Origin of the sequence: Nioella sp. (assembly GCF_965215655.1) — a bacterium.
Taxonomy (GTDB): domain Bacteria; phylum Pseudomonadota; class Alphaproteobacteria; order Rhodobacterales; family Rhodobacteraceae; genus Nioella.
The window spans coordinates 4043527-4055820 of record NZ_OZ244111.1 but is presented as its reverse complement, the minus strand read 5'-3'; the positions used below and the strand labels follow the sequence as shown (position 1 = coordinate 4055820).

The window sequence follows — 12294 nt, the reverse complement described above, 5'->3', positions numbered from 1 at the left end:
TTTGACGGGCTGACACGACAGTTTCAGGCGGCATCGAACTGCATCGGCGCGACCTGCTGGAACATTCCAGTGGCGCGCAGTTTCTCCAGCACGTCCGCAGGGGGTTGCGCATCGAGATAGAGCAGCGCGATGGCATCCTTGCCCGCGCCGGACCGGCCAAGGGTAAAGTTGGCAATGTTCACGCCGTTTTCGCCCATGGTCTGGCCGAGCGTCCCGATGATGCCCGGGATATCCTCGTTGGTGGTGTAGAGCATATGCTCCCCGATCTCGGCGTCGATATTGATGCCCTTGATCTGGATGAAGCGCGGCTTCCCATCCGAGAACACGGTGCCCGCAATGGACCGGGTGCGGTGCGGGGTGACGACCTCCAGCCGGATATAGCCTTCGAACGCACCGGACTTGTCCTGCGTGGTGGTCGAGATTTCGATGCCCCGTTCGCGCGCGATGACGGGGGCCGAAACCATGTTCACATCCGGGTTCACCGCCTTCATGATCCCCGCGATCACGCCGCAATTCAGCGCGTCCAAGTTCATCGTGCCCGCCACCCCGTTATAGGTGATGCGGATCTCGTCGATGGCTTCCTCGGTCAGCTGGCCCACGAAGCTGCCCAGATGCTGCGCCAGTTTCAGCCAAGGGCCCATGACCTTGGCTTCCTCTGCCGTGACCGATGGCATGTTCAGCGCGTTCTGCACGGCCCCGGTCAGGAGATAATCGGCCATCTGTTCGGCCACCTGCAACGCCACGTTTTCCTGCGCCTCGGTCGTCGCTGCGCCAAGATGCGGAGTGCAGACCACGTTCGGCAGGTTGAACAGTGGGTTTTCCGTGGCCGGTTCCTCTGCGAACACGTCAAAAGCCGCGCCTGCGACATGGCCCGATTTCAGCAGCTCCGCCAGCGCGGTTTCATCCACCAGACCGCCACGTGCGCAGTTGATGATGCGGACGCCCTTCTTGGTCTTGGCGAGATTTTCCGCCGACAGGATATTCCGGGTCTGGTCGGTCAGCGGCACGTGCAGCGTGATGAAATCGGCGCGTTTGAGCAGATCCTCAAGTTCCACCTTCTCCACGCCCATCTTGTCGGCTTTCTCTTCCGACAGGAACGGATCATAGGCGATGACCTTCATCTTCAGGCCGCGCGCACGGTCGCAGACGATGCCACCGATATTGCCCGCGCCGATGACGCCAAGCGTCTTGCCGGTCAGTTCGACCCCCATGAATTTCGACTTCTCCCACTTGCCCGCATGGGTGGAGGCGCTGGCCTCGGGGATCTGGCGGGCCACCGCGAACATCATCGCGATCGCGTGCTCGGCGGTGGTGATCATGTTGCCGAAGGGGGTGTTCATCACGATCACGCCCTTCTTGGACGCGGCGGGCTTGTCGATATTGTCGGTGCCGATTCCGGCGCGACCGATCACCTTGAGGTTGTTGGCGGCGGCAAGGATCTTCTCCGTCACCTTGGTGGCGGAACGGATGGCAAGGCCGTCATACTCACCGATCCTGGCAAGCAGCGCGTCCTTGTCCTTGCCAAGGGCGGGTTCGAAATCGACCTCGATGCCGCGATCACGGAAGATCTGGACAGCGGTTTCCGAGAGTTTGTCGGAGACGAGAACTTTGGGGGCCATGGTCATTGGTCCTTTGGTGGAGCGGCGGGGTAAACCCCGCCCTACGCATGATGAAGTTGGTTCGGGATGTGGGTAGGGCGGGGTTCACCCCGCCGCACCTCAAGCAGCTTCGGCCTGTGCGGCGATCTCGGCTTGATACGCCCATTCCAGCCACGGCAGCATCGCCTCGATATCCGAGACCTCCACCGTCGCCCCGCACCAGACGCGCAGGCCCGCAGGCGCATCGCGATAGGCACCGATATCCAGCGCGATACCCTCGGCCTCCAGCCGCTTGGCAACGGCTTTGGCAAAACTCGCCCCGTCAGTAATCCGCGCATCGGTGAACTTCAGGCAGACGCTGGTGTTGGACCGGGTCTCCGGGTCCTCGGCGAGGTTGGCGATCCAGTCATGCCGGTCGCAGAAATCCCAGATCGCCTGCGCATTGGCGGTGGACCGGGCAATCAGCCCCTCCAATCCGCCGACCTCACGCGCCCAATCGAGCGCAAAAAGGTAATCCTCTACGCACAGCATCGACGGCGTGTTGATCGTCGCGCCGGTGAAGATCCCGTCAATCAGCTTTCCGCCCTTGGTCAGGCGGAAGATCTTGGGCAGCGGCCAGGCCGGGGTGTAGCTTTCCAGACGCTCAATAGCGCGGGGCGACAGGATCAGCATCCCATGCGCGGCCTCACCACCCATCACCTTCTGCCAGCTGAAGGTGGTCACATCCAGCTTGTCCCAGGGCAGGTCCATGGCAAAAGCGGCCGAGGTCGCATCGCAGATGGTCAGGCCCTCGCGGTCCGCCGGGATCACGTCGCCATTGGCGACACGTACACCCGATGTCGTGCCGTTCCATGTGAACACCACGTCGGTGTCATAATCCAAAGTGGCCATATCAACGATCTGGCCATAGTCGGCGGTCTTTACATCCGCATCGATCTTCAGCTGCTTAACCACATCCGTGACCCAGCCGGAGCCAAAGCTTTCCCAGGCGACCATGGTCGCCTTGCGTTCGCCCAACAGCGACCACAGCGCCATTTCAACAGCGCCTGTATCGGAGGCGGGCACGATGCCGATCTTGTATTCTGCGGGAATGCCGAGGATCTCGCGCGTTTCTTCGATGGCGGCCTTCAGCTTGTCCTTGCCGATAGCGGCACGGTGGCTGCGACCGAGGGGCGCGTCCTTCAAAGCATCGAAAGTCCAGGTGGGGGGTTTGGCACAAGGGCCAGAGGAAAAGCGCGGATTGGCCGGGCGCGCTGCCGGGGTATTCGTCACCATTGCTGGTATCCTTCCAGATATACGCCCCTCGTTGGGGAGGGGTGTCCCACCGACGGATTTACGGCCAGCCGCGGGGGTGCACAAGTCGGAAAATTCGTCAAAACTGTCGCTTCGGGAAAATTCTGCGTCCGTCACGTTCACCATCGGAAACCCAGGAAAAACAACCCCAGGGGGCAGGATTCTACTTCCGCTCCGGGAATTCGTGCTAAAGTTGCGGTTCGGCCCCACGCCATAAGGGGACCGACCAACAGGAGGACACTCAATGACACGACTGACCCGCGCGACCATTGTCGCGGCTGTTCTGTTGTCTTCACCGGCCATCGCCGACCAGGATGATCTGGTTGCGCGCGGCGCGTATCTCGTCACTGGCCCGGCAGGCTGCGGCAACTGCCATTCGCCCATGGGGCCAACCGGATTTATCGAAGGGCAGGAACTCGGCGGCCGGCTGGTCGAAGCCAATGACATGTTCACCGCCATTGCTCCCAATATCACCCCGGCAGGACCCTCGGGCCAGTGGAGCGACGCGGAGCTCGCCCGCGCGATCCGAGAGGGCATCCGCCCCGATGGGTCCATCATCGGCCCGCCCATGCCCTTCACCTTCTACCGGGGCCTCAGCGACACCGACCTTGCCGCCATCGTGGCCTATCTGCGTACGGTGCCAGCCGTTGACCATGACCCCGGCCAATCCGCCTACAACATCCCCCTGCCGCCCGCCTATGGCCCACCGGTCGATAGCGTGGCCGACATCCCCGCAGGCGTGACGGTGGAATATGGCGAATACCTTGCGGGGCCGATTGCCCACTGCATGGAATGCCATACCCCGCTGGGTCCCATGGGGCCGATGGTCGAGACTGACCTTGGTCGCGGCGGGTTCGAATTCCACGGGCCCTGGGGCACCTCCGTCGCCTCCAACCTCACCAGCCATGAAGACGGGCTGGCGGGCTACAGCGACGAAGACATCGCCGCGATGATAACCCAAGGAACGCGCCCCGACGGCTCGCCCATGTTCCCGCCGATGCCCTATGGCTTCCTCGCGAACATGACGGACGAAGACCTCGCCGCCATTATCCTCTACCTGCGCAGCCTGCCGCCGCTTCCTGACGCAGGCTGAGCCCCTTCAAATCCCCGCTCCCCCGTGGTTTATGCGGTCCAACCGCAGGCCACGGGGGACCGCCCATGTACATCGCCACGCTTCTGACCAATCCCGCAACCCCCAGGCTGGAGGGCGCGCTGGTCGAATCGCTCCGCAATGCCTGGGGCGGGGGTGACGCGCTTTGGCTCTCGCCGGATGTGGCGGCCGAGTTCGCCCTGGCCGAGATCCCGTCGAACCGTTGGCACGTGTGGGAGAGCCTGCAAGCCGAGGGTGTGGACCTGGTCGTTCAGCTCGAAGAGGGCCGCCGCAAGAAGATGCTGCTCGCGGACATGGACAGCACCATGATCCAGCAGGAATGCATCGACGAACTGGCCGATGAAGCGGGCGTCGGGGAACGCGTGAAGGACATCACCGCGCGCGCCATGAACGGTGAGCTGGATTTCGAAGGCGCGCTCATCGAACGCGTCGGTCTGCTGAAGGGCCTGCCCGAATCCGTCATTACCCAGGTGTTGGAAACGCGCATCACCCATATGCCCGGCGGCAAGGCGCTGCTGGCAACGATGAAGACCCACGGTGCCCACGCCGCTCTGGTCTCGGGCGGCTTTTCCGCCTTCACCGCGCAGGTCGCCGCCGATCTGGGCTTCGACGAAAACCGCGCCAACACGCTGCTGACCGAGGCGGGCCAGCTGACGGGGGAGGTGGCCCGCCCGATCCTCGGGCGCGATGCCAAGGTTCAGGCGCTGCACGACATCACCACCCGCATCGGCATCACCCCCGCCGACGTGATCGCCGTGGGCGATGGGGCCAATGACCTCGGCATGCTGGGGCTGGCGGGCACCGGTGTGGCGCTGCATGCGAAGCCGTCCGTGCAGGCGGAGTGCGATATCCGCGTGAACCACGGCGACTTGACGGCGCTGCTTTATCTGCAGGGCTATGCCGACAGCGATTTCGCGTGATTGCTGCGCCTCTTGGCGCTTTTCAGCGGTTCATTTTCAGTGACCGACCTGTTGATCGGAGCGCTTTGGAAGCTGGAAAGCGGAAGATCGCGCCCATTCCGGCATTCTGCTAACAGATTGTAACCAATTGGTTAACAATAGTTAATAGACTCGACATGAAGTCAATTTTCCCTACATTTCGCACAAGGCCTCATCCTGTCCAGAGGCAATAGAACGGCCAGTATTTGGAGCATTTCAATGTCGACAGTCACTCTTCAGGGTTTCGCCATCAATTCCACAACCTATGTCGGCTCGGCATCCTTGACACTCACGATTTCCGAAGGGGCCACACTGTCTTATTCCGATGTCCCGGAGGGTGTCACAAATCTGTTCGGCATCACGGAAGTGGATGTCGTGAGCTCCTACGGGGCCTTCACGAGCCAGTTTTCTCTCAACAGCGGCGTTCCCATTCCCGTGGCTGACGAAGACGAGACCTATATCTATCAGCTCAATCTCAGCACCGGGCCGGTGACTGTCCTGTCTCACTTCGATAGCAGCACGGATATCGACTATGTTTTCTTGCTGGAAGGCAGCGCACCGGCTCCCACCAACCAGGCGGAGTTCGACGCCCTTTTTGCGTCCATAAATCCAACCACACCGGCCCAAACCGCGCCAGCCCCATATGCGCCCGGCCAGGCGATCGACCCGACAGCCATTTCCGGGGCATCGGTGTCACAGAATGATTCCTTCGTCGGAACCTCGGATGGCGAAGCGTTCGATGGCGGCAGCGGCGCGGATGATCTTGACGGAAACGGCGGCAATGACACGCTCAATGGCGGGTCCGGCAACGACACGCTCAATGGCGGCGCAGGGGAGGATACGTTCCTCTATTCCGGCGGCGCGGATGTGATCGAGGATTTCTCCGGCGATTTCCTGAAGATCGACTCGCCAATCCTGAGCGGCAATTTGGCCTCGGTGCTGTCAGCGGCCAGTGTGGTCAGCGGCAATCTTGTTCTGGATTTCGGAGGTGGCAACACGCTGACGCTGAACGGTATCACGGATGTTTCTGCACTGGACGGGCGCATCGAGGTCGCAAACCAGCATGACCCCGAAAGCGATGTGACCGGCGATGGCACTTCCGACATTCTCTGGCGCAACGGCACGACGGGCCAGTACGGCATGTTCGACATGGCGGGTGGCACGCCGACCTGGAGCGTTCTGGGGGGCGAGAGCACCGCCTGGCAGATCGGCGGGCTCGGCGATTTCGACGGGGATGGAACCGACGATATCCTCTGGCGCAACGATACCTCCGGCGGCATCGGCTTTTCCGCCATGGGCAGCGGCAGCCCGGTCTGGAACGCGCTCGGGACGGCCAGCGCGGCCTGGCAGATCATGGGCGTCGGCGATTTCAACGGCGACGGCACCGACGATATTCTCTGGCAGAACAGCAGCAATGGCGGCGTGGGCATGTTCGCCATGTCGGGTGGGTCCGCCAGCTGGCAGACGATCGGCGGCTCCTCGGCCCCGTGGGAGATCGTGGCCACGGGAGACATCACCGGTGACGGGATCGACGACATCATCTGGCGGAACGCGACGACCGGCCAGGTGGGCCAGTTCGAGATGTCCTCGGCGGGCACCCCGACCTGGAGCGTGGTGGCCAATGTCTCCAACGACTGGCGGCTGGTGGGGACCGGCGATCTCGATGGCGACGGCACGGATGACCTGCTGTGGCGGCATGAAAGCTCGGGCGCCGTGGGTTACTACGCCATGGGTTCCGGTTCGCCGGTCTGGCAGGGCCTCGGGCAAGCCAGTTTCGATTGGGATATCGTGGGCGTGGGCGACTACAATGGCGACGGAACGGACGACATCCTGTGGCGGAACGTCAATACCGGCACGGTCGGCATGTACGACATGGATGGCGGGCCAAGCTGGCAGACCATCGGCCAGGCCGCACTGGCTTGGGACGTCGAGGGGCAGTTCGTGGACGAGTTCGTGTTCTGAGGGGGGCGTGGCGAGGACGCAATTGCTTGCCTCCTCCCGCTGCCTTCAAAGGCGTTTCCGTCCGCTGGCCAGGTGGGGACGCCGTCCTGCCAGCACTCGGAACGGTCCGGTCAAGCCACCTCCAAGATAGTCCCGATCAAACCGCTGCCCCTACAGACCAACGCACCAAGCAATGAGGCCGGTCCAGCCTCATTGGTCCATGCGTCGTGCAGCGGTCTTGGTGGGGCTCGCCCGTCGCGTGGACGCGCGTGATCCGCCACCGAAAATGTTTTCTTTGCAGGTTAAGTGAAAAAACCTATAAGTTACTTAGGGGTTTTGGCCATCTTACCCGATTACTCGCACGGCTCGCGACCGGTTGATTTGCCCAGGATGTCAGAATTTTCGAGGCGCAGAGGTGCTCTGACGTCATTTTGAAACGCTGCCTGCGGTTCTGGTGATTTGCGTTTGAGGGTGTGACGGCGGCACACCGGGGGAAGAAACGATGCCAAGTATTAAACCGTGGGACGCTATGGGTATAGCCTGGGACGCCTATCAGATCTATGACGGCCTCGCTAGCGGAGACCCACTTGATACAGTAAACAACCGATTGACTGAACTTCTGAACGCCACTCTCGCCCTGGCGGACAGTCTTGAAGAGGTGCGGCAGGAAGCGATAGACACGCATCTTTCCACTATGGTTGCGAACATGCAAGTGGCGCAGTCGCAATTAGAGCAGGGCAATCGCGATGATGCCATAACGTATTCCAGTTTAGCGCTGGCGCAAGTTGCGTCCTTTACGAGCTTAACCGCGGTGGAACGGGTGATTATGGCCCCGATGATGATCGCGGCGACGGGTCTGCGTTTGCAAGTGATGGAGATCTTTCAGGACGGCGCCCACTCGGCTGAGCTGGAATCCGAATTGCTGCGCACGATCGCGGATCTTCATTCGATTCCGGCTCCGCTTCGCGACGAGTTGGAACAGGGAATCGAGATCGTCATTGTAGAAGTAGAAGGTTCTCAGCCGTGGACGATTACGCTGGAATTCCGGACAGGCACCACGGTTCCGGATCAGCAGTCAAGTAATACACTGCTTCAATTTGTACATGAGCCGATCACTGGCATCAGTGTCGGGGGTGTTGGAAGCGTTCTAGATATCGTTCCAGAGGTTGGCGACATTGTCGACACCGCTGGATTTCTGGCTTTTGTCGAACAGTATGGTTTGGAGGATCAGGTTGCACCGGCGATCGACCCGGTGGTCGACATTGACTATGACCGCTCTGGTGGCAACCAGCTTGAGGAGCTGGTCTCCCATCTAGAAGAGCTAACCAGCGGGGAATGGTTCGAGGGCGCCAACGGCGTCAACGATTACCTGGAACGCGACCCCGACGACCCCGACCAGGACCTGCCGGATGTGTTTGACGGCTACAGCGGCAACGACGTTCTCGTCGGCGCGAATGGCAACAACGTGCTGCGCGGCGGGGACGGCAACGACGTTCTGTTGGGCTGGGGCGGCAACGACACCCTGCGCGGCGGCAATGACGACGACAGGCTGCATGGCGGTACCGGCAATGACGACATAGATGGCGGCGACGGGACAGATATCGTCATTTATGCCTCCTCTGACGACGCTGTGCTGGTCGATTTACGCTTCAGCGTTGGGCAGGGAACTTCCCAGGGCACAGACACAATCTCCAATGTGGAGAACGTCGAAGGCAGCTTCTACAACGACACGCTGATTGGCAATGATTTCGATAATCTGCTTATCGGCCGGGATGGCGGCGATCAGATTTTCGGGGAAAACGGCGACGACACTCTGGAAGGGGGTGAAGGCGACGATACCCTGGTTGGCGGCGGCGACACCGACACGGCGGTCTATTCCAGTTTTGCCCTGTCCGCCACGGTCGATCTGGCCATCAGCGGTTCGCAGAACACCGGCGATTTCGGCAATGACCAGCTGTTCAGCATCGAAAACCTGATCTCGGGGAATGGTGCGGATCAGCTGCGGGGAGACGGCAACAACAATCGTCTGGACTCCGGTGCGGGCAATGACACGCTTTCAGGACGGGGCGGCAATGACACGCTGAATGGCGGGTCGGGCATAGATACGTTCATATATACCGGCGGTGCCGATGTGATCGAGGATTTCAACGGCGATCTGCTCGACATGTCCACCATGTGGTTCTGGGGTCAGGCGCAACTGCTTGCGATTGCTCAGGTCCAGAACGGCAACCTCTTCTTCAATTTCGGTGGCGGCGACACGCTGACGCTGATCGGCATCACCGATGCGTCGGTTCTTCAAGGGCGGCTGGTGGGGATCAATACCTCTCCCACGGCAGTCGCCGACACCGCAACGACCGACGAAGACAACGCGGTTCTGATCGACGTGCTGGCCAATGACACCGACCCGGACACGACCGACACCCTGACCGTCGGATCGGCCAGCATCCAATCCGGGCTCGGCACGGTCAGCATCGCGGCGGATGACAGGTCCATCACCTATGATCCGGGCACGGCCTATCAATACCTCGCCACCGGCCAGTCCGCGACCGTTGAGGTGCTCTACGAGGTGACGGATGGCAACGGCGGCACCTCGTCGGCGGTCGCAACGGTGACCGTGACGGGCGCCAATGACCAGCCCACGGCAGTCGCCGACACCGCCACCACCGACGAAGACAACGCGGTTCTGATAGACGTGCTGGCCAATGACACCGACCCGGACACGACCGACACCCTGACCGTCGGATCGGCGAGTATCCAATCGGGGCTCGGCACGGTCAGCATCGCGGCGGATGGTAGTTCGATCACCTATGATCCGGGCACGGCCTATCAGCACCTCGCCACCGGCCAGTCCGCGACCGTTGAGGTGCTCTACGAAGTGACGGATGGCAACGGCGGCACGTCATCGGCGGTCGCAACGGTGACCGTGAATGGGGTCAGTTCCACCACCGACGTGGACAGCGACCTGACCGGCGATGGCACCTCCGATATCCTCTGGCGCAACGGCACGACGGGCCAGTACGGCATGTTCGACATGGCGGGCGGCACGCCGACCTGGAGCGTTCTGGGGGGCGAGAGCACCGCCTGGCAGATCGGCGGGCTCGGGGATTTCGATGGGGACGGCACCGACGATATCCTCTGGCGCAACGATACCTCCGGCGGCATCGGCTTTTCCGCCATGGGCACCGGCAGCCCGGTCTGGAACGCGCTCGGCACGGCCAGCGCGGCCTGGCAGATCATGGGCGTGGGCGATTTCAACGGCGATGGCACCGACGATATTCTCTGGCAGAACAGCAACAATGGCGGCGTCGGCATGTTCGCCATGTCGGGCGGATCGGCCAGTTGGCAGACGATCGGCGGCTCCTCGGCCCCGTGGGAGATCGTGGCCACGGGAGACATCACCGGTGACGGGATCGACGACATCATCTGGCGGAACGCGACGACCGGCCAGGTGGGCCAGTTCGAGATGTCCTCGGCGGGCACCCCGACCTGGAGCGTGGTGGCCAATGTCTCCAACGACTGGCGGCTGGTGGGGACCGGCGATCTCGATGGCGACGGCACGGATGACCTGCTGTGGCGGCATGAAAGCTCGGGCGCCGTGGGCTATTACTCCATGGGTTCCGGCACGCCGACATGGCAGGGCCTCGGGCAAGCCAGTTTCGACTGGGATATCGTGGGCGTGGGCGACTACAATGGCGACGGCACGGACGATATCCTGTGGCGGAACGTCAATACCGGAACGGTCGGCATGTACGACATGGATGGCGGGCCAAGCTGGCAGACGATCGGCCAGGCTGGCTTCGTCTGGGACGTCGAAGGGCAGTTCGTGGATGAGTTCGTGTTCTGATCTATCTGAAAGCAGAGACGTATTTTCCTGCGCCCTTGAGCCTTGTTGGTGGCAATAGATTTCTCTAGAAGGAAGCGGGAAACAAGAAAGCCGTTGCTCGCCTCATGGAAAATGCCATCGTCATTGCTGATCCGGGTGACGACTTTGCTCAAGTCTTCGATTTCGGGTATCCGCTTTTGCGGTGCGACACGCAGGGGCGTGTCACCGATTGGCATTCGGTATCCGAGGTCCCCCTCTCCGATCTTCAGCAGAATGCGCTCTGCATTCTGGCGGCCTCGCCCGATGGCCTTCGGCAGGCGGAAACCTTTTGCGCCCGGTTCGTCACGGAACTGGGGGCAGAGCCCTTGCTTCTGATCGACCTGAGCGACACGCATCCCGACCAGAGACAGGCCAAGGTGCTGAGCCAGATCGTCGATTTATTGCTTCGGGAACGGCTCAGGACCGCGCAACGCCAGGTCGAGCTGCTGCGCGACTTGGCACATCTCAGGGCAGATTTCGAAGAGTTGAGCAACGCGTTCGGATTGCTGGAAGGTTTTGTCCAGGAGGCAGAGCTCGATCACAGGCAGTTGCGCCGGGATCTTGCCCCGGCTTCGAACACAAAACCGGTGACCTTGCCAGCGGGTGCAGTTCTGCATCAACGGCTGCCAGGAGAAAGCAGCGGGATCTCTGATATTGGCTTGCACGTCGCGCGGACCCCAGCCGGTTCGGGTGGCCAGCTCCTGATTGGGCTTCACGCACTGGAAAAAGGCGAGACGCTTGCCGAATGGTCCATCGATCAGGGCGATCTGAGCGCCGGCTGGTTGCGATTGCCGCTGGAGGTCGCGCTTGGACCTGACAATACCACGCTTCAACTGCGCCTCGAATGGACGGGCACCGCACCGCTGGAGCTTGATTGGTCACTGCGGCATCCGGACCCGCGCTATTGCCTTCAGCTCCACGAAGGATCAGAAGCCAAGCCATCTGAGACTGAGGACCGGGTACTTGCCCTGCAATTGTGGACTTACATTCCCGGTTGCACCCCTCCCCATTCCAGCGATGGCGCGGGGGTCAAGGTATTGGCAGAAGCGGCGCTCAGGGCAGCCAGAAATCTCAACCCGGACAATACCGACACGAAGTATCTCGAAGAGCAGAATGTTCTGCAGGTCCATCCGGTTCAGGGTGATCTGGCAGCAGCATTGCTTTGCGATGCGGTTGGTGCAGGGGTGAATGAGGTCACGGCCAGCATTCACAGCCTGTCCGAACAAGGTGCTGATATCGAATATGCGATTGCAGTTGCCCCAACCGCCGCGCGCATTGATCCTGCCGGCAACAAGCGTGCCTTTATCCGGAGACGCAGTGCGTTGGCACCCGCCCTGAACAGTTTGCTGGACTCGCCCGGTGCGCAAAAATCCGAATGGTACCGGCTGTCTGCTGGCCAGAGAGGCCATATCCATCTGCTCCTGCAAGAACCGGCAGGATCGGCAATGGATCTCTATCTGATTACCCGCATGGCAGATCACCAGTTGCCACCAAGCTGGGCCTGGGCGGCGTTCTCGTCTGTCACCCTGTGCCGCGACAGGTTCTAGCAGG

7 protein-coding genes are annotated in these 12294 nt (G+C 61.6%); 5 read left to right on the top strand and 2 right to left on the bottom strand.

The window, feature by feature from the left end; translation table 11 throughout:
* Positions 1-23: 23 nt before the first annotated feature.
* Positions 24-1619 (bottom strand): phosphoglycerate dehydrogenase, encoded by a 1596-nt coding sequence (gene serA, locus ACOOEX_RS20120; RefSeq protein ID WP_420396490.1) that lies wholly within the window; start codon positions 1617-1619, stop codon positions 24-26.
* Positions 1620-1718: 99 nt separating this feature from the next.
* On the bottom strand, positions 1719-2873 hold the full coding sequence (locus ACOOEX_RS20115; RefSeq protein ID WP_420396489.1) for a phosphoserine transaminase: 1155 nt from the start codon (positions 2871-2873) through the stop codon (positions 1719-1721).
* Between the two features lie 262 nt (positions 2874-3135).
* Between ACOOEX_RS20115 and ACOOEX_RS20110 the strand changes: the two genes are divergently transcribed.
* The 5 genes from ACOOEX_RS20110 to ACOOEX_RS20090 all read left to right on the top strand — a co-directional run bounded on the left by ACOOEX_RS20110 (position 3136) and on the right by ACOOEX_RS20090 (position 12290).
* Complete coding sequence (locus tag ACOOEX_RS20110) at positions 3136-3984, top strand: c-type cytochrome (protein WP_420396488.1); 849 nt, start codon at positions 3136-3138, stop codon at positions 3982-3984.
* A gap of 65 nt (positions 3985-4049) precedes the next feature.
* The gene (serB, locus tag ACOOEX_RS20105) at positions 4050-4922 is read left to right on the top strand and encodes a phosphoserine phosphatase SerB (RefSeq protein WP_420396487.1); all 873 of its coding nucleotides are present in this window, start codon (positions 4050-4052) and stop codon (positions 4920-4922) included.
* A 237-nt stretch (positions 4923-5159) separates the two neighbouring features.
* Positions 5160-6902 (top strand): FG-GAP-like repeat-containing protein, encoded by a 1743-nt coding sequence (locus tag ACOOEX_RS20100; protein WP_420396486.1) that lies wholly within the window; start codon positions 5160-5162, stop codon positions 6900-6902.
* 790 nt (positions 6903-7692) lie between these two features.
* Entirely contained in the window at positions 7693-10725 is a 3033-nt protein-coding gene (locus tag ACOOEX_RS20095; protein ID WP_420396485.1) for an Ig-like domain-containing protein, read from the top strand.
* A gap of 104 nt (positions 10726-10829) precedes the next feature.
* A complete protein-coding gene (locus ACOOEX_RS20090; protein ID WP_420396484.1) occupies positions 10830-12290 on the top strand; it encodes a DUF6212 domain-containing protein in 1461 nt (486 codons plus the stop codon).
* Positions 12291-12294 lie beyond the last annotated feature (4 nt).

Bases quoted from the DNA above. Each gene is read 5' to 3' on its own strand.
- serA (WP_420396490.1), bottom strand. From the start codon at position 1,619: ATGGCCCCCAAAGTTCTCGTCTCCGACAAACTCTCGGAAACCGCTGTC.
- ACOOEX_RS20115 (WP_420396489.1), bottom strand. From the start codon at position 2,873: ATGGTGACGAATACCCCGGCAGCGCGCCCGGCCAATCCGCGCTTTTCC.
- ACOOEX_RS20110 (WP_420396488.1), top strand. From the start codon at position 3,136: ATGACACGACTGACCCGCGCGACCATTGTCGCGGCTGTTCTGTTGTCT.
- serB (WP_420396487.1), top strand. From the start codon at position 4,050: ATGTACATCGCCACGCTTCTGACCAATCCCGCAACCCCCAGGCTGGAG.
- ACOOEX_RS20100 (WP_420396486.1), top strand. From the start codon at position 5,160: ATGTCGACAGTCACTCTTCAGGGTTTCGCCATCAATTCCACAACCTAT.
- ACOOEX_RS20090 (WP_420396484.1), top strand. From the start codon at position 10,830: ATGGAAAATGCCATCGTCATTGCTGATCCGGGTGACGACTTTGCTCAA.